General features: G+C 68.0%; 15 protein-coding genes. 11 read left to right on the plus strand and 4 right to left on the minus strand.

Going from position 1 to position 17,734, the window contains the following annotated elements; all coding sequences use genetic code 11:
* The first annotated feature begins 66 nt into the window (after positions 1-66).
* From SK803_RS13045 to cobF, 6 genes are read left to right on the plus strand one after another with little or no spacing between them, the layout of a single operon-like run.
* Positions 67-1,188, plus strand: coding sequence for a GNAT family N-acetyltransferase (locus SK803_RS13045; RefSeq protein WP_319966213.1), 1,122 nt, complete (start codon positions 67-69; stop codon positions 1,186-1,188).
* The gene (locus SK803_RS13050; RefSeq protein ID WP_319966214.1) at positions 1,185-2,321 is read left to right on the plus strand and encodes a LuxE/PaaK family acyltransferase; all 1,137 of its coding nucleotides are present in this window, start codon (positions 1,185-1,187) and stop codon (positions 2,319-2,321) included. Before SK803_RS13045 ends, SK803_RS13050 begins: the two co-directional genes overlap by 4 nt.
* Positions 2,318-4,792, plus strand: a complete 2,475-nt coding sequence (locus SK803_RS13055; RefSeq protein ID WP_319966215.1) for an acyl-CoA reductase — start codon at positions 2,318-2,320, stop codon at positions 4,790-4,792. Before SK803_RS13050 ends, SK803_RS13055 begins: the two co-directional genes overlap by 4 nt.
* Positions 4,793-4,795: 3 nt before the next feature.
* Positions 4,796-6,016, plus strand: a complete 1,221-nt coding sequence (locus tag SK803_RS13060; RefSeq protein WP_319966216.1) for a phenylacetate--CoA ligase family protein — start codon at positions 4,796-4,798, stop codon at positions 6,014-6,016.
* The gene (locus SK803_RS13065) at positions 6,010-7,176 is read left to right on the plus strand and encodes an MFS transporter (protein WP_319966217.1); all 1,167 of its coding nucleotides are present in this window, start codon (positions 6,010-6,012) and stop codon (positions 7,174-7,176) included. The genes SK803_RS13060 and SK803_RS13065 overlap by 7 nt, the downstream gene beginning before the upstream one ends.
* A gap of 10 nt (positions 7,177-7,186) precedes the next feature.
* On the plus strand, positions 7,187-7,945 hold the full coding sequence (gene cobF, locus SK803_RS13070; RefSeq protein ID WP_319966218.1) for a precorrin-6A synthase (deacetylating): 759 nt from the start codon (positions 7,187-7,189) through the stop codon (positions 7,943-7,945).
* 22 nt (positions 7,946-7,967) lie between these two features.
* On the opposite strand, the gene SK803_RS13075 is transcribed toward cobF, so the two are convergent.
* Positions 7,968-8,495 (minus strand): TetR family transcriptional regulator, encoded by a 528-nt coding sequence (locus SK803_RS13075; RefSeq protein ID WP_319966219.1) that lies wholly within the window; start codon positions 8,493-8,495, stop codon positions 7,968-7,970.
* 132 nt (positions 8,496-8,627) lie between these two features.
* Between SK803_RS13075 and SK803_RS13080 the strand changes: the two genes are divergently transcribed.
* The 3 genes from SK803_RS13080 to SK803_RS13090 all read left to right on the plus strand — a co-directional run bounded on the left by SK803_RS13080 (position 8,628) and on the right by SK803_RS13090 (position 12,328).
* Complete coding sequence (locus tag SK803_RS13080; RefSeq protein WP_319966220.1) at positions 8,628-9,449, plus strand: oxidoreductase; 822 nt, start codon at positions 8,628-8,630, stop codon at positions 9,447-9,449.
* Between the two features lie 38 nt (positions 9,450-9,487).
* Entirely contained in the window at positions 9,488-10,378 is an 891-nt protein-coding gene (locus SK803_RS13085) for a helix-turn-helix transcriptional regulator (RefSeq protein ID WP_319966221.1), read from the plus strand.
* Positions 10,379-10,555: 177 nt separating this feature from the next.
* A complete protein-coding gene (locus SK803_RS13090; protein WP_319966222.1) occupies positions 10,556-12,328 on the plus strand; it encodes an alpha/beta hydrolase in 1,773 nt (590 codons plus the stop codon).
* A 60-nt stretch (positions 12,329-12,388) separates the two neighbouring features.
* Here SK803_RS13090 and SK803_RS13095 read toward each other — a convergent pair whose 3' ends face one another.
* Positions 12,389-13,084, minus strand: coding sequence for a PP2C family protein-serine/threonine phosphatase (locus tag SK803_RS13095; RefSeq protein WP_319966223.1), 696 nt, complete (start codon positions 13,082-13,084; stop codon positions 12,389-12,391).
* A 52-nt stretch (positions 13,085-13,136) separates the two neighbouring features.
* Between SK803_RS13095 and SK803_RS13100 the strand changes: the two genes are divergently transcribed.
* Both SK803_RS13100 and SK803_RS13105 read left to right on the plus strand, forming a co-directional pair.
* Positions 13,137-14,519 (plus strand): N-6 DNA methylase, encoded by a 1,383-nt coding sequence (locus SK803_RS13100; protein WP_319966224.1) that lies wholly within the window; start codon positions 13,137-13,139, stop codon positions 14,517-14,519.
* Between the two features lie 601 nt (positions 14,520-15,120).
* Entirely contained in the window at positions 15,121-16,071 is a 951-nt protein-coding gene (locus SK803_RS13105) for a serine/threonine-protein kinase (RefSeq protein ID WP_319966225.1), read from the plus strand.
* Here the strand turns inward: SK803_RS13105 and SK803_RS13110 are convergent.
* Together SK803_RS13110 and SK803_RS13115 are read right to left on the minus strand one after the other, a co-directional pair.
* The gene (locus tag SK803_RS13110; protein ID WP_319966226.1) at positions 15,977-16,837 is read right to left on the minus strand and encodes a DNA-3-methyladenine glycosylase family protein; all 861 of its coding nucleotides are present in this window, start codon (positions 16,835-16,837) and stop codon (positions 15,977-15,979) included. The two genes, SK803_RS13105 and SK803_RS13110, sit on opposite strands and share 95 nt — an antisense overlap.
* A 141-nt stretch (positions 16,838-16,978) precedes the next feature.
* Positions 16,979-17,704 (minus strand): response regulator transcription factor, encoded by a 726-nt coding sequence (locus SK803_RS13115; RefSeq protein WP_319966227.1) that lies wholly within the window; start codon positions 17,702-17,704, stop codon positions 16,979-16,981.
* Positions 17,705-17,734 lie beyond the last annotated feature (30 nt).

The raw sequence follows: 17,734 nt of genomic DNA on the forward strand, positions 1-17,734 counted from the left end.
CCTGGAATTCGGTCGATCCCCCACATGCATTGGTTTGTTTTCGCGCGCGTTGAAGGAGGCACAGGAGTGGCACCCGAGTTCGAGCCGGCTCGACTCGACGACATCGACGACCTGCTCAAGTTGTACCGGCGGGCGCACGGCGCGAACTACCCCATCGCGATGGGCACCGACCCCGACGTCATGGCGGCCGAGATCGAGGCCGCGCACACCACGTGGCTGGTGTGGCGCCGCGACGGCCAGGTTGTCGCCTCGATCACCGGGCACGTCGAGAGCACGGACCGTCTCGGCAAGATCGCCGGGCTGGTCGTGGACCCGGCCGCGCAGGGCGGTGGCATCGCGCACCACGCCGTCGGGCAGATCACCGGCCACATGCTCGCGAGCGGCGAGGTCGACTCGGTCTACGGCACCGCGCGGACGATTCATCTCGCTCCGCAGAGGGTGTGCCTGCGCAACGGGTTCCACCCGCTCGGGCTCGTGCCGAACCTGTTCAAGCACGCCAAGCGAGAGACGATGACGTTGCTGGCCAAGCACCGCGACGGCGTCCTGGAGCACCGGGCCGAGGTGCACAAGGTGCCCAAGAGCCTCGAAAAGCTCGTCACGGCCACGCACGCGAAGATGCCGGCGCTGCCCGAGTTCGTCGAGGACACCGCGTTCGCCGCCGGTGAGGTGTCCCGGCTGGAGGTCATCGAGGCGCCGCAGTTCGTGCAGCGGCACTTCGAGCACACGATCAACGATCCGGCGCGGCGGTTCTACCCGCTGCACAAGCCGAACGTGCTGCTGGCCGACGAGCAGGGCGAATACCAGATCTACGGGCACCTCAACCGCCACGACGGTTACTGCACGATCTTCGGTGCCACCCCAAGCCCCCAAGCACTTCTCCCGCACCTCGGTGGCGTGATCGACACGCTGGCCGGCCTGGGCGCGCCGCACGTCGAGACGCTGGTGCCGTTGCAGGAGTTCGACGAGCTGAGTGCGTTGCTGGCCTTCGGTTTCCTGCCGGTGGCGCTGTACCCGGCGATGCGCAAGGACGGCGACGTCTACCACGACTACGTGGTCATGGTGCACACGCCGCAGCCGCCGGACTTCCGCGGCCTCGCGATCGACGAGGCGTTCCGGCCCTTCACCGAGCAGTACATCGAGCTGTGGACGCAGAAGTTCCTCAACACCAACGGAGTCTTTCGAGCATGAACCCGCACCTCGGACCGGCAACGGTGCCGGACCCGTCGCTCAGCGCCGTCCAAGCCCTGTGCGACATCGCGGCACCGTACGACCACAGTGACTCGCACCTGTTCCTGGAAGCGATGAACGAGTCGAACCTCTGGCACGCCCAGCGCAACGAGTTCTTCCGCAGCCTGTGGAACGGCAAGCCGCTCAAGGACATCACCGAACAGCCGTACGTGCACGCCAACTTCTTCAAGATGCACGAGGTGCTGTCGGTGCCGCGCGACGAGGTCGTCGTGCACGCCACCTCGTCCGGCACGACCGGGCAGAAGTCGCAGATGTTCTGGGACGCCTGGACGTTGCGCGCGGGCCAGCGGATGGTCGCGCGGATCTACGACCACAACGGGTTCATCGACTCTCGTCCGGTGCACTACCTGATCAACCTCAACCAGCCGACGCCGAACGTGAAGCTGGGCAGCTCGTTCACCGGGCAGTTCATGACCGACTTCGCGCCCGTCGAGTCGGTCGACTACGGCCTCGCGCACACCGGCACCGGTCACGAGTTCGACGCGTTCGGCAGCATCCGCGCGTTGCAACGGTTCGCGGACAGCGGACGGCCGGTGCGGATCTTCGGCTTTCCCGCGTTCCTCAGCTTCACCATCGACCGCATGCACGCCATGGGCATCGAGCCGCTGCGACTGAACGAGCGCTCGATGGTCTGGTTCGGCGGTGGCTGGAAGGGCAACGCGGACAAGCAGATCTCCAAGGCCGAGCTGCGCTCGAAGGTCAGCGACATGCTCGGCATCCCGGACGAGCGGATCCGCGACAGCTACGGCTCGGTCGAGCACTCGGTCCCGTACGTCGAGTGCGCGCACCACAACCTGCACGTGCCGACGTGGTCGCGTGCGATCGTCCGGGACGTCCGGACGCTGGAGCCGTTGCCGTACGGCGAATCCGGCTACATCCAGTTCGTGTCCCCGTACATCACCTCGGCGCCCGCGCAGAGCGTGCTGATGGGTGACCTCGCCGCACTGCACGCACCTGAGGAGTGCGGTTGCGGCAACGAGACCCCGTGGTTCGAGATCCTCGGCCGCGCCGGCGTCTCCCGCAACCGTTCCTGCGCCATCGCGGCCGCAGAGCTCCTGAAGGGCAAGGCATGAACCGGCATTTCTGGCAGGGAGAGTGGATCGACGACGAGTCCGTCGCGGTGCGCCTCGACACCCTCGAGGACCGCACCCAGCAGGTCATCACCGGCCCGCGGCTGAACCCGCTCGTGGTGCTCGCCGCGGCCGAGAAGCTGGTCCTGGAGGACCACCGCGCGGCGCTCGTCGCGTGGGGGCTCGACCCGGTGGAGATCGACGAGACGCTGGACGCCTTGCGGCACGCGTTGAGCAGGACTTCCCTGGAGCGCAAGCTCAAGCGCGAGCTCGGCAACCTCGACCCGGCGCGGATGGTCCGGTTCGACTTCCGCACGCCCACCTACGAGGCCTGGGTGCCGCTCGGCCTGCTCGCCCACGTGACGGCGGGCAACGCCCCCGCGGCGGGTGTGCTGAGCGCCGTTGAGGGCCTGCTCTCGGGCAACCTCAACGTCGTCAAGGTCGCTTCGGACGACTCCGGGTTCACCGCCGAGGTGCTTGCCTCGCTGGCCGCTCTGGATCAGACCGGCCAGATCGCCGCGCGACTCGTCGTGCTGCACTTCTCGTCCTCGCGGACCGACTGGATGACGGGCGTGCTCGGCGCGGCCGACGCCGTCGCGGTCTGGGGTGGCGAAGAGGCGATCAACGGTGTGACCGAACTGGTCCGGCCCGGCACACGGGTGATCGACTGGGGCCCGAAGCTGTCGTTCGCCTACCTGACCCGTGACTCGTGGTCCGATGTGGACACCCTGCACGCGCTGGCGGCGGACGTGTGCCAGCTGGAGCAGCAGGCGTGCTCCAGCCCGCAGGTGATCTACCTCGACACCGAGGACCCTGCCGAGGTGTTCGCGTTCGCCTCGCGGTTCGCCGGTGTGCTGGAACTGACCGGACCGCCCACGCGTGAGCCGTCGCAGGCGGAGTGGGCAGAGATCACGAACACCGTGGTCGTCGCTCAGCTGGAGGAGCACCTCGGTCTCACGAAGGTGCACACCGGCGAGAGCTGGCGCGTGCTGGCGGACGTGCGTTCCGGGTTGCGCACCTCGCCGCTGTACCGGTCGGTGTGGGTGAAGCCGCTGCCACGCAAGCAGATCACGTCTGTGCTCCGGCCGATGCGCCGCTACCTGCAGACCGTCGGGCTCGCGGCGGACCGGCCCGACACCGCGTTGCTGGCACGCTCGTTCGTGTCCGTCGGCGTGCAGCGGATCACCACGCCGGGCTCGATGCTCGGCGGTTACAGCGGTGAGCCGCACGACGGCGTCTACGCGTTGCAGCGCTACAGCAACCGCGTGTCCGTGCAGCTCGACGACCGGTTTGTGTCGGACGCATCCCTGGACGACCTCGCCGAGTCTCGTCAGCTGCCCGTACCGCAGGTGCCGGTGACGTTGAAGGCGGACTTCGAGACGCTGCAGGACCGTCCGGCGGACGTGTACTTCCGCAGCGGTGGCAGCTCCGGCGCGCCCAAGCTGTCCGCGTACACGTGGGCGGACTGGGACGAGCAGATGTGGGTCGGCGCGGAGGCGTTGCTGGCCACCGGCCTCGACCCGCGGCACGACCGGATCATGAACCTGTTCTTCAACGGGCACATGTACGCGAGCTTCGTCAGCTTCTTCTCCGCGCTGGAGCGGATGAACGCCGTGCAGTTCCCGATGGGCGGCGAGTGGGGCCAGCTGGACGCCATCGCCCAGGCCATTGTGGACAACCGCGTCGACACGCTGCTGACCGCGCCTTCGTTCGTGCAGCGGCTCTTCGCCGAGCACGGTGACCAGCTGAAGGCGTACGGCGGGATCCGCAAGATCTTCTACGCGGGCGAGCACTTCGGCGCCCAGGCCATCGCCCGGCTGCGCGACGAGTTCGGCGTCGAAACGATCCGTTCGGCGGCCTACGCGACCGTCGACGCGGGTCCGGTCGGCTATCAGTGCCAGGAGTCGTCCGGCAAGGTGCACCACCTGTTCACCGGCCTGCACACGCTGGAGATCCTCGATCCGGAGACCGACCGGTCCGTCTCGGGATCCGAGCCCGGCCGGCTGGTCTTCACCACGCACACCCGGCGTGGCCAGCGGCTGGAGCGCTACGAGATCGGCGACCTCGGCCGGTGGGTTCCCGGCGACTGCCCGTGCGGCCGCCGCACCCCGCGGTTCGAGCTGCTGGGGCGCACCGGTGACGTGTTCCGGGCCGCCGCGCAGACGTTGAACTACCGCCGGTTCCTCACGATCATGGAGGACGAGCACAGCTACGCGGGCGCGTTGCAGATCGAGCTGAACGAGTCAGCTTCGGGCGAAGAGCTGGTCGTGCGGCTGGAGAGCGGTCGTGCGCCGGAGCCGGCCGCGAGTCGCTTGACGCTTGTTTCGAAGTACGCCGAGGTCGCTGAGGCAGTCGAGCAGGACAAGCTGCTGACCGTGCGCGTGGAGAACGTGCCGCTCGCGGACTTCCTGCGGACTCGCAGCAGCGGCAAGTTGATCGGTGTCGTCGACCAGCGCAGCAGCAGGAGTGTGTGAACCGTGTCCGTGCTCGACCTCGTTTGCTATGCCCGCACGCACTCCCCGTTCTACAAGGACCTGTACGACGGCATCGACCCGTCGGCGCCGCTGTCCGGCCTGCCGGTGATCGACCAGGCCGCGTTCTGGACCGCGAACACCGTCCGCGACAACCAGGTGCTGACCCGCGCCCACACCGACGGGCTGATCTTCAAGACCGGTGGCACCACCAAGGCGCCGCGCGTCTCCTTCTACACCAACGAGGAATGGGACGCGATGTGCCGCACGTACGCGGACACGCTGCCCGCGGCGGGACTGCGGCACGGCGACCGGATCGCGAACCTGTTCGCGGCCGGTGAGCTGTACTCCAGCTTCATCTTCGCGCTGAACTCGTTGCAGCGGTCGCCGATCGACCTGGTGCAGCTGCCGATCACCGGCAGCGCGCCGGTCGAGTTCACGCTGACGACGATGCAGGACTTCGACGCGACCGTCGTGGCGGGCTTCCCGACGACGTTGTGCCGCTTGGCTTCTCACGTCGTCGCCGAGGCCGGATCGCTGCCGTTGGTGCGGCTGATCCTGTTCAGCGGTGAGGCCCTTTACGACGACCAGCGTGCGTTGTTGTCCGAGGCGTTTCCTCAGGCCGAGTTCCGGTCGTTCGTCTACGGCAGCGTGGACGGAGGGATCATCGGAACGGCGGTGCTGGGCTCCGACGACCCGCGGGTGTTCCGCTCCTTTGTGGACAGCTCCGTGCTGGAGATCGTCGACGCCGAGACCGGCGAGCTGATCACCTCGCCGGGCAGGCCCGGCCGGCTGTTGCAGACGGACCTGACCCGGCGGTTGCAGCCGATGATCCGCTACCCCGTCGGCGACCTGGCCGAGTGGGTCGACGTCGAGGACGGCATCTTCCGGCTGCTCGGGCGGGCGGACGAGGGTGCGCGGGTCGGGCCTGTCACGTTGCACCTCGATCACCTGCGGGCGGCTGTCGATCGCGCTGGCGTGGTGCACAACGGCGTGCAGATCGTGATTCGGCGGGTCGATGCGCGTGACCAGTTGGTGCTGCGGATCGCTGGTGCGGCGCAGGACTTCGACGCTGTCCGGGCCGAGGTGTACGTGATCAGTCCGCGGTTCGAGCTGCAGGTCGGTCGCGGAACCGTGGCGCCGCTGGCCGTCGAGTGGGTGCCGGCGCTGGAGGTCAATCCCCGCAGCGGGAAGACCGTGCGGCTGATCGACGAACGACCGTGCTGACCCGCGACTTCCGGCTGGTGTGGCTCGGCCAGGTGCTGAGCCAGGGCGGCACCCGGCTGTACCAGATCGCGTTGCTGTGGTGGCTGCTCGAACAGATGCCCGCGTCGTCGCGCGGACTCGCCGCCGGTGCGTTCCTCGTGGTCGGCGTGCTGCCGTCGTTGACACTGGTCGGTCACATCGGGCGGATCATCTCCCGGGTTCCCGCGCGGACCGTGATGCTGCGGGCCGAAGCGGTGGCGTTCCTCGCGGTGTCGTCGTTGGTGCTGCTCGGCGACCCTCCTGTGTGGAGTGTCTACGTCGTCGGCCTGGTGCTCGCGACCTGCCAGGCGTTCTTCGACCCGACGCTGATGAAAGCCTTGCCGGAGCTGGTTTCTCCCGCGGACGTGCCGAGGGCGGTCAGCTACGGTTCGTCGACGCAGCCCGTCGCGAACTTCGCCGGAGCGGCTTTTGGCGCTGTGTTGCTGGCTTCCGTCGGGTTCTCCGGCGCGGTTGTGGTCAACGCGCTGACTTACCTGATCTCGGTGCTCTGCTTGCTGATGGCCCGGTTCGAGTCCGTTCCCGGTGTTCCTGGCGAGCGCGGCACGTGGGCGTTCCTCGGCACGTTGCCCGGGGTGAAACCGGTGATGCTGGTGTTCGCCGGCGTCAACTTCTTCTCGACGCCGACCGTGCTGGTGCTGCCGCTCTACACGAAGTCCGTGCTGGGCGCGGGCGCCGGATCGTTGGCGCTGCTGGAATCGGCGGTGTGGTTCGGGCTGATCGCGGGTGCCTTGCTGGCGCCGCGCATTCCGGTTCGCGGCTCGATCACGTCGTTCGGCGCTGTTTGCGTGGCGTTGTTCGGGGTGTTCCTCGCGGTGCCGGGTGCGGTGGTGTCGCTGCCCGTCTACGTGGTGGCGCTGGTGTTGAGCGGCTTCTGCCTCGGGGTGTGCAACGTCAAGTTCATGACGTTGTTCCAGCAGATCGTGCCTCCTGCGGCGAAGGGCCGGTTCTTCGCGGCGTTGACGGCGGTGCTGAGTTTCACGTTCCCGGTGGCGTTCCTCAGCTTCGGCGTCTTCGGCGATCTGCTGGGCGCACAGGTGCTCGTGGTGGTGCAGGGTGTGGGCTTGCTCGCTCTCGGCGCTGTGCTGTCGCGCGTGAAGGAGCCCGCTCCCGCGCTCGGTTAGGGTGTGGCCCGTGCGAAAGATCCTGGTCATCGGTATCGGCGCGGGCAACCCGGACCACCTGACGGTGCAGGCCGTCAAGGCGTTGCAGACGGTCGACGTGTTCTTCGTGCTGGACAAGGGTTCGGTGAAGCAGGAGCTCGTCGACCTGCGTTCGTCGATCCTGGAAGCCCACGTGACTAGGCCGTACCGCTGGGTCGAGGGCCGGGACCCGGACCGCGACCGGAACCCCGCCGACTACGTGGCGACGATCGACGCCTGGCGCCGGGCCCGTGCGGACGTGTGCCTCTCACTGCTGTCCGAGCTGGGTCCCGACGAGGTCGGGGCGTTCCTGGTGTGGGGCGACCCGTCCCTGTACGACTCGACGCTGGCGATCCTCGACGACCTGCTCGCCCGCGGCTCGGAGTTCTCGGTGGAGGTCATACCCGGGGTGACGTCGGTGGCGGCGCTGACGGCCGGGCACCGGGTGGCGCTCAACCAGGTCGGCAAGCCCGTGCAGATCACGACGGGGCGGCGGCTGGCGGCCGGGTGGCCCTCCGATGTGGACGACGTGGCCGTGATGCTGGACGCCAAGTACTCGTTCGAGGGCGTGGACCCGGACACGTGGATCTACTGGGGCGCCTACCTCGGCATGCCGGACGAGATCCTGATCTCCGGCCGCGTCGGCGAGGTGGCCGCGGAGATCCGTTCGGTGCGCGAGGAAGCGCGTGCGCGCAAGGGTTGGATCATGGACACCTACTTGCTGCGCAGGGATTCTCCCGCCTCGCCGTAGTGGTTTGGTTCCGCGACCGGCGCTACTCGGCGATCAGGCGCCGGACCGAGCGTTCGACGAGGTCCCTGGTCGCGTTCGGGGTGCTGAAAGCCAGTATCGACGTGTGCACGACCAGGTCCAGCAGGTCGGAGGCGTTGAACGCGGCGGAGACCTTGCCCTCCATCTGCGCCTGCGCGATGGCCGCGACCTTGTGCTGGTAGGCCTCGGCCTCCGGCGCGGGAACGTTGTCGAAGCCGTTCTCGAGGCGGTGGTAGGCCGCCAGCCTGAGCACCTGTGGCTGGTCGACGTAGGAGTCGAACAGCCGGCCCGCGTAGCCGGGCAGGTCCTCCGGCGTGATCGGCACCGACTTGATCATGCGGTCGATCTGGATCCTCAGCAGCTCCTCGAACAGGCCCTCCTTGCTGACGAAGTAGGCATAGATCATCGCCTTGTTGCAGCCCGCCTTCGCGGCGATCCGATCGACCCGTGCGCCGGCGATCCCGTACTCGGCGAACTCGTCGAGGGCCGCTTCCAGCAGCTTGGCCTTGGTCGCTTCCTTGTCCCTCACCACACCCCCATTCTAACCAACCGGTTGGCAGAAGCAACCAACTAGTTGGTTGACAGACCGCCGCGGACATGGTTGCCTGGTTTTAGCAACCAAACAGTTAGTTGGTCCAGCCAACCGGTTAGTCAGGAGAGCGTCATGAAGGTCGCACTGGTCACGGGTGCCTCGTCGGGGATCGGCGAGTCCACGGCGGATGAGCTGCACAAAGCCGGATACACCGTGTACGCGGCGGCGCGCCGGGTGCAGCGGATGGAGGGGCTCGCGGCGAAGGGCGTCCGGGTGCTGGAGATGGACGTGACGGACGACGACTCGATGGTCGCGGGCGTCAAGCAGATCATCGCCGAGACCGGCCGGATCGACCTGCTGGTGAACAACGCCGGCTACGGGTCGTACGGGGCGTTCGAGGACGTGCCGCTGTCCGAGGGCAAGTACCAGTTCGAGGTCAACGTGTTCGGGCTCGCCCGGCTCGTGCAGCTGGTCGTGCCGCACATGAGGAAGCAGAAGAGCGGGCGGATCGTGAACGTGTCGTCGATCGGCGGCAAGATCTACGAGCCGCTCGGCGGCTGGTACCACTCCACGAAGTTCGCGGTCGAGGGCCTGAGCGACTCGTTGCGGCTGGAGCTGAAGCCGTTCGGGATCGACGTGATCGTGATCCAGCCGGGCGCGATCAAGACCGAGTGGGGCGGGATCGCGGTCGACAACCTGCGCAGGACGTCCGGCGAGGGCGCCTACAAGGAGCAGGTCCGGCAGCTGTCCGCGTTCTTCGGCCAGGCCGACCGCGGCTCGGACCCGAAGGTCATCGCGGACGTGATCGTGAAGGCGGCGCAGGCGCGGCGGCCGAGGACCCGGTACGCGGCGGGGTTCGGCGCGGGCCCGATCCTGTTCGCGCGCAAGGTGTTGCCGGACCGCGGGTTCGACGCGCTGTTCCTCGGGGCCATGCGCCGCGCAGGGCGTGTCTGAGCAGGTACCTTCGGTTCAGAACCACCGAGGGGAGTCGTGTGCACGAGGGGCTGTCGCAGGAAGCCGAAAAGCTGTACCTGGCGATGTTGCAAGGCGCGAAGAGCGAGCCCGGCGCGGCGCACGAAGAGCTTGAACGACTAGGTCTGGTCCGCAACCACGACGTGCGCCCGCCGCGGTCGGCGCTGGCCGCGATCGCGTCGAGTCACGAGGCCGCGGCCGCCAGAGCCAGGGAGACCGCGGAGGTCCTGGCCGCCGCCTACGCCGAGCACGGCGCGAAAGAGGTCGACTTCGTCGAGGTCCTCAAGGACGCGGGCGAGGTGATCAGCGCGTTCGAGGAGATGCAGAGCCAGGCGAAGACGGAGATCCGGGCGCTGGATCCCGGTTCGTACCTGAGCCCGCAGCCGGAGGCGAGTCCCGCGCAGCCTCCGGCACTGGCCCGCGGTGTCGGCTATCGGGTCGTCTACGAGTCGGCGTTGCTCCAGACCGAACTGGGGTTCGCGTCGGTGCAGGAGAGCATCGCGGTGGGCGAGCAGGCGCGGACGTTCCCCGGCGTGCCGCTCAAGCTCGTGATCGCCGACTCGGACCGGGCGTTGATCGCGGTGCCGACGGTCACCGGCGGGAACGTCGTAGCACTGCTCATTCACCCGTCCGTGCTACTGAGCGCGTTGATCGAGTTGTTCGAGGCGTTCTGGCGGATGGCCGTGTCGATCACGCCTGGCGGCCAGGAGGACACCCAGGAAGAGCCGACGACGGCCACCCGCCGACTGATGGCGCTGCTCAGCGCCGGTCTTACGGACGAGTCGATCGCGCGCGAGCTCGGTGTCAGCGAACGGACCGTGCACCGCAGGGTGAGCCGGCTGCAGCAGTTGCTGGGCGCGCAGACCCGGTTCCAGCTCGGAGTCCAGGCGTCACGGCGCGGTTGGCTCTGATCACCCGCAGTCACGAAGATGAGGAGTGTTCATCACTCTGTGAACATCATTCGTGACAGTTTCCAGACATGGCGACTTTCTGCCATCACCCAGGAGTGTTAAACGAGGTCTTTTCCCTTTCTCCTCTGTTGCAAGCGCGGCCTCACTCGGCCGTGCGGGGGCAGGAAGGGATCCACCGTGAGGAAGTACTTCAGAGGCGGCATCGCCGCGGTGACAGGGGTGTTGGTCGCCACGAGCATCGTGCTCACGCCGGCGGCCGGCGCGGCGCCTCAGCAGGACCCGGACACGACGAAGCTGGCGGGCGCGCTGGCCACCCAGTCCGTGAAGTGGGAAGAGTGCACCTTCCCCGGCGTGGCCGAGGAGACCGTCAAGAAGTTCAAGACCGTCAAGGGTCTGGCCTGCGCGACCATCCAGGTCCCGCGCGACTGGCACAACCCGGCCGACGGCAACACGATCGGCATCCGGGTCTCCAAGACCGAGACCGCGTACAAGGGCACCAGCCGTCAGGGGATCGCGCTGGTCAACCCCGGTGGCCCCGGCGGCTCCGGCCTGCCGTGGGGCGCGGCGATGGCCCTGCGCGCCCCGGTTCTCGCCGGCCAGTACGACTTCATCGGCTTCGACCCGCGCGGTGTCGGCCTCTCCACGCCGCTGACGTGCAGCTACACCGTGCCGAACAGCACGGACATCAACGTGCTGAACAAGGCGAAGGTCCAGGGCTGCCTGGAGAACCCGCTGACGCAGTTCATCACCACCGAGCAGACCACGTACGACATGGACTTCATCCGCGTCCTGCTGGGCGAGAAGAAGACCTCGTACATCGGCTACTCCTACGGCACCTGGCTCGGCACCTGGTACGGCGCCACGTTCCCGGGCAAGGTCCACCGCATGCTGCTCGACTCGGCCGTCGACGCCTCGCAGTCGACCCTCGAGAACACCTGGGACCTGCAGCCGCGCACCCGCGACCGCCAGTTCCAGGAGGCGCTGCTGCCGTACATGGCGCGCAACGACGCCACGTACGCCCAGGGCACCGACCCGATGGAGATCCGCCGCAAGTGGGAGAAGGCCGGCGGCACCCGTGAGTTCCTCGGCCAGCTGTTCGTCGCGTGGTTCGTGATCCCGGCCATGTACGACACCACCCAGTACCCAACGGCCGCGTCCGCGGTGGCCGCGGTGATCGGTGACTCGGCTCCGGCGTCCTCCGACTCCGAGAAGGTCGAGGCGCTCGTCTCGAAGATGCTTGCCACGCCTGGCCTTTCGCCTGAGAACAAGGCATTCATCGCCAAGGGCAAGAGCAACGCGCTCGCCGCGATCGCCAAGAAGGAGCGCGTCGCGGTGAAGGCCACGACCGCCGCCGCCGAGGTCGAGAGCTGGGACGCGACGTTCGAGGCGATCCGCTGCCAGGACGGTCAGTGGAACCAGAACCTGCACTACTGGAACTACTGGCTGGCTGACCTGACCGTGAACGCGCCGTTCATCGCGCCGTTCATGAGCACCCCGCTGTGCGCCTACTGGCCGACCAAGAACTCGATGCCGAAGCCGGACAAGAAGACGTTCCCGCGTCTGCTGGTCGCGCAGTCCGAGCTCGACGCCGCCACCGCCTACGAGGGTGGCCTGGCCACGGCCAAGGCACTGCCGAACGCCAAGCTGATCAGCGTCGACAACGAGGGCTCGCACGGCCTGTTCCCGTACAACACGGACTGCGTCGACGACCCGATCGTCTTCTACTTCCAGACCGGTGCGACCCCGCGCAAGCAGTTCACCGGTTGCCAGGCGCTCCCGCTGCCGGGCGAGGACAAGACGTTCGACGTCGGCGGCAAGCTGACCAACGGCAAGGTGAAGATCAAGATGATCACGCCGGCGGTCAAGGAGGCCAACAAGATCGTCAAGGACCTGCTCAGCGGTTCCTCGACGGCGGCCACCGACGAGTCGGGCATGCCTGCCAACCTGTAACACCTCTATGAGCTGACGGCCCCTGGCACGTGCCGGGGGCCGTTCCCATATCCGCGAAAGCTAGCGCTGCCACCACTTCTTCTTGGCCACGTCGATGATCACGCAGGTGATGTTGTCCGGGCCGCCGTTGCCGTTCGCGAGCGCGATCAGCTGCCAGGCCGCCTCGGTTCCGTCCTCTGTGGACAGCAGGATCTCGTGGACGTCCTCGAGGTGCGCGTAGTCCGTGAGGCCGTCGCTGCAGAGCAGGTAACGGTCCTCGATCTTGGCCTGGTGCCACGACAAGTCCGGCTCGTGCGAGTTGCCGGACTGCAGCGCCCGCAGCACGTACGCCCGGCGCGGGTGGTTCGCGGCCTCCTGCGGCGTCATCCGGCCGGCGTCGACGAGAGCCTGGACCATCGTGTGGTCGTGGGAGATCTGGCGGAGTTCGCCCTCCCTGAGCACATACGCGCGCGAGTCGCCGATGTGCGCGAGCTGGAAGGCGAGGCCCTCCCAGCGCATCGCGGTGAGCGTGGTGCCGGCGCCCTGCGGCGCCTCGGCGTCGAGCCTGCGCGCGATCTCGGCCACCGCGGGACCGAGGTCGCCCTGCCACCCTGCGAGCACGTTCACCGCGAGCGCACTGGCGACCTCACCGTGCTCGTGGCCGCCCATGCCGTCCGCCACGGCCTGCAAGTCCGCGCGGATGTAGACCGAGTCCTCGTTGTGCTCGCGAACGAGCCCAGGATCGGTCGCCACGGCGATGCGCAGCTCGTGTGTCATGTCTCCAGTAGATCAGTTGTGAAGTCACTTCACAAGCAATACGGTTGTGCCCATGGATGAGACGGTCAACGCCGGCGACATAGCGCGCCTAGCCGACGTGGGGCGGGCGGCCGTGTCGAACTGGCGGCGGCGGTTCGAGGACTTCCCGTCACCGGTGGGCGGAACGGCCTCCAGTCCGTTGTACCTGCTGCGCGACGTCGAGGCATGGCTGCGCCGCAACGGCAAGCCGTTCCGCGTCTCCCCCGCCGAACGCCTGTGGACCCAACTGCGCACCGTCGACGACCTCCGACTAGGCGACGCACTGGCCGCCGTCAACGCGGATCCGGTGACGTTCGAGTTCCTGCACGAGCGTTACCTCGAAGCACACTCACGACTGTTGAACCCCACTCCACCCGAAGTCATCGACATCGTCCTGGCCACCACCGACGGCGACACCGTCATCGACCCGGCCTGCGGCACCGGCTCCCTCCTGAAAGCCTCCGCGGCCCGCCACAAAGTCGGCCAGGAACTAGACCCCGTCTCAGCCGTGATCGCCCGCCGCCGCATGCCCGCGGCCCAGATCATCACCGGCGACTCGTTGCGCCACAACGGCATCACCCACCAAGCCGACGCCGTGATCTGCGACCCGCCGTGGCACGACCGCACCTGGGGCCACGAGGACCTCATCGGCGACGCCCGCTGGACCTACGGCCTACCCCCACGCGGCGAACCAGAACTGGCCTGGGTGCAACACTGCCTGTCCCTCGCCAAACCAGGCGGCCTGGTAGCAGTGCTACTCCCTTCAGCCGCAGCCTCCCGCCGACCAGGCAAACGAATCCGCGGCAACCTGCTCCGCGCCGGCGCCCTCCGCGCCGTGATGACCGTCCAACCAGGCCGCGACCTCTGGCTCCTGCGAAACCCGATCGGCCGCACACCCGAACACATCGCCCTGCTGGAAAACCCCGGCCCAATCGAACCGAACACACGCGTCATCGACCTCCTGGACGACGACGTAGACCTCAGCCCAGCCCGCCGCACCGGCACCGACGCCTCCGCCTACCTGGCCGCACAACCAACCTTCGCCCTACCTTCCCTGCCCGCCCTGCAAGAACAGTCCGGCCTGCCCATGACCACCATCGGCGACCTGGTCCGCACAGCCCCCGGCAATCACGTAGTCACCTCCCCCACCGGCGCGACCTACGAGATCAACCCGCGCAAGCTGGACCCGGACTTCCTCGAGGGCGTGCTACGCGCGGCGTTCGCCCGCACCCCGACCGGCTCGACCAGGCTTGACGTCCGACGAACCCAGGTACCCTCGCTGCCACTCGACGAGCAGCGCCGCTACGGGCACGCGTTTGCGCAGCTCAAAGCCCTGGAGATGGGCCTAGAAGACGCCGCCGCACTGGTTCGTTTGGGGTATGGTGGACTCCTGAGCGGGCAGATCGGCCCGGCGTGAACGGGACGGATTCACCCGATCGGGATGTCCTGAAACGCCGTTACCAATCCCTCGCTAACGAGGAAGCGCGCGGGGCCGGCGAACGAACAACGGCGGTCACGCACTGGCCGACGGCGGCCAGGCATCAGGTAACGGTCGTCGGATGCCGGCCGACGGAAGCCAGGCGCCGGACAACGGCAGCTGGGCACCAGACGCCCCGGGCAAGGCGCCGGACGACGACGGCCGGGCACCAGACGCCCGAGGCAAGGCACCGGACAACGGCGGCCAGGCACCAGGCAAAGCGCCGGACGACAGCGGCCGGGCACCAGACGCCCCAGGCAAGGCACCAGACAACGGCAGCCAGGCACCAGGCGCCGGAAGTCGGGAACCTGGCAGCAGCGGCCGGGACCCAGGCGACGGAGTCTGGGCACCCAGCAGCGGCCAGACACCAGACAACGGGGACTGGACGCCAGGAAGCAGCGGCCGCGGGCCAGGCAATGGAGGCTCGGCACCCGGCAGCAGCAGCCGAACACCAGACCACGGAGACCGGACGCCAGGAAGCAGCGGGCATGCTCCGGACAACGGGGGCTGGGCGCCAGGCAGCGGCGGTTAGGCTTCGCGGGTGCTGATCGCCGACCGCTACGAGATCGACGACCTGCCGCTGGGGCGGGGTGGCATGGGTGCCGTCCACAAGGGCCGGGACCTGCGGCTGGATCGGCGGGTCGCGGTCAAGTTGCTGCGGCTGCCGGGCAGCGACGAGGAGGTGCAGCACCGGTTCGCGCGCGAGGCGAGGATCGTGGCCAGGCTGGAGCACCCCGGGGTTCCGGTTCTGTACGACTTCGGGACGTATGACCAGCGGCTGTTCCAGGTCATGCAGTTCGTGGACAGTGTGACGGTCGCGGATCTGGTGGGTGAGTTCGGGCCGCTGCCCGAGGCTTGGGCGGCGGCGATTGCCGCGCAGACCGCCGCGGTGCTCGCCGCGGCCCACGAGCGTGGCATCTGTCACCGCGATCTCAAGCCCACCAACCTGATGCTGGGTCCGGACGGTGCGGTGAAGGTGTTGGACTTCGGGCTCGCGTTGCTCAGGGAGAGCGACATCGCGCCGTTCAGTCGCGCCGGGCAGATTCTGGGCACGCCGTCGTACATGGCGCCCGAGCAGATTCAGCGCGGGATCGCCGAGCCCCGCAGCGACCTGTATGCGCTGGGCTGTGTGTTGCACGAGATGTTGACCGGGGAGCAGCTGTTCACCGGGCCGACGGCGTATGCGGTGTTCGACAAGCATGTCAAGGAGGCGCCGCGGCGGGTGCCTGGTGCGCTTGACCCGGTGGTGCAGCGGTTGCTGGCCAAGGATCCTGGTGATCGGCCCGCTACGGCGTTGGATGTTTTTGGGGATTTGCAAGGGTTTACGCAGGATCTGCCGCCGTTGCCCGGTTTTGTGCGGGACGGGTCGGCGGCGGCGATGTACGCGAGTGTGCAGTTCACGCCGGGATTCGGTTCACCTCGTGATCGCCCGTCGCCCACAGGTGTTGCACCGCATAGGCCCGCCACGGTTGCCACGCCGCCGAGCGTCTGATCAGAGCCGCGGGGGTTGTGGGGAGGCCCAGGGCTTCGGCGGCCAAGCGGATTCCCAGGTCGGTTGGCAGGAACGCGTCTGGATCGCCCAAAGCGCGCATCAGAATCGATTCCACCGTCCACGGGCCGAAGCCGGGCAGCGAGGTCAGCCACGACCGTGCCGAAGTGCGATCGGCAGAAGGCGAGAGGTCCAAACCGGACTCAAGGGCGGCCAGAAGGGCTGCCATGGTGCGCCGGCGCGACTCGGGCATCGCCAGGTCCGCAGGGTCGAAAGACAGAGGGAACAGGAACAGGTCGCCTACCGGGGTGCCGTGGCGCGACACGAGACGAGCGGCGTGGGTGCGGGCGGCTTTCGTTGAGACCTGTTGGCCCAGAACGGCTCGGATGGCGAACTCCGCGCCGTCCACCGTGCGCGGGACACGGCGGCCGGGTGCGGCGGAGATCAGTGGGGCCAGCACTGGGTCGGTGGACAGTGCTCCATCTATTGCGGATGGATCCGCGTTGAGGTCGAGCAGGAAGCGGCAAAGGTCTAGAGCACTAGCCAAATCGCGAGGATCGGTGAGCTCCACAGTGCACGCGACGTGGGAGGCGTGCGGCTGCAAAGACGCGATCCCGCAACCGAAAGGGAGCCGGAGAGTGCGCCGGTAGACGCCTTCCCGCCACTCCTCCACGCCGGGAACAGCGGTGGCGATGAGGTGACCGAACAGGTTGTCGGGGCAAAGAGGTGCTTGAAAGGGCAAGCGTTCCGAGAACTTGTGCAGCCGCATGCGGTCAAGCATGACGCCGTTCCAACCGAGACGCTGGCGGGAAAAGGACATCACTCTGGACGGAGCCAACCGGGTGACCTGCTTCGCGGCGCGAAAATTCGTGGCTAGTCTGGCCGTTGCGCCGTTGCAGCAGTACTCGGTTCAGCAGGGAAGGGCGGCGTCGCGTGCGATGAGAGCGGCCTGGACGCGGTTGTCGCACCTCAGTTTGGTCAGCAGTCGGCTGACGTGGGCCTTGATCGCCCCTTCCGAGAGGTACATGAGCCTTGCGATGCGTGCGTTCGCCATGCCCTGCGCCAGGTACACCAGCACTTCCTGCTCTCGCCGGGTGAGCAGGCCGATGCGTCCGCGCGCGGCGTCGCGGCGCTCCGAGTCGGCGCCGGTGAAGTGGTCGACCAGCGCGCGGGTCGCGGACGGCGACAGGATCGCTTCGCCGGCGGCCACGACGCGGACGGCGTTCACGAGGGCGTCGGGTTCGCCGTTCTTGAAGAGGAATCCCGCCGCGCCGGAACGCAGAGCCGGGAAAAGCATCTCCTCGGTCTGCGGGGTGCACAGCATGATCACCTGCGTTCCCGGGACGTGCCTGCGCACCATGCGCACCGCTGCGAGGCCTTCCATGCCGGGCATCGCGGCGTCCATCAGCAGCACCTGTGGACGGTGGCGCCTGGCCAGTTCGACGGCGCCGCCACCGTCGCTCGCCTCGCCGACGACCACGACGTTGCCGGACCGTTCCAGCACGCCGCGGACTCCGGTGCGGATCAGCACCTCGTCGTCAGCGATGCCAACGGTGATCGTGCGCGGCTTGTCCACCAGTTGCAGACCTGCGCTCGTCCACGAGTATTCGGACGAAGTGCTCGTCGTCAACGTCATACGGACTCCCTGTCAGACCGGACCAGCCAC

Source organism: Lentzea miocenica (genome assembly GCF_033949945.1).
Classification (GTDB): Bacteria; Actinomycetota; Actinomycetes; order Mycobacteriales; family Pseudonocardiaceae; genus Lentzea; species Lentzea miocenica.

Excerpts from the sequence above, each read along its gene's own strand:
- SK803_RS13050 (WP_319966214.1), top strand. The coding sequence starts at position 1,185 with ATGAACCCGCACCTCGGACCGGCAACGGTGCCGGACCCGTCGCTCAGC.
- SK803_RS13055 (WP_319966215.1), top strand. The coding sequence starts at position 2,318 with ATGAACCGGCATTTCTGGCAGGGAGAGTGGATCGACGACGAGTCCGTC.
- SK803_RS13080 (WP_319966220.1), top strand. The coding sequence starts at position 8,628 with ATGAAGGTCGCACTGGTCACGGGTGCCTCGTCGGGGATCGGCGAGTCC.
- SK803_RS13095 (WP_319966223.1), bottom strand. The coding sequence starts at position 13,084 with ATGACACACGAGCTGCGCATCGCCGTGGCGACCGATCCTGGGCTCGTT.
- SK803_RS13100 (WP_319966224.1), top strand. The coding sequence starts at position 13,137 with ATGGATGAGACGGTCAACGCCGGCGACATAGCGCGCCTAGCCGACGTG.
- SK803_RS13110 (WP_319966226.1), bottom strand. The coding sequence starts at position 16,837 with ATGCGGCTGCACAAGTTCTCGGAACGCTTGCCCTTTCAAGCACCTCTT.
- SK803_RS13115 (WP_319966227.1), bottom strand. The coding sequence starts at position 17,704 with ATGACGTTGACGACGAGCACTTCGTCCGAATACTCGTGGACGAGCGCA.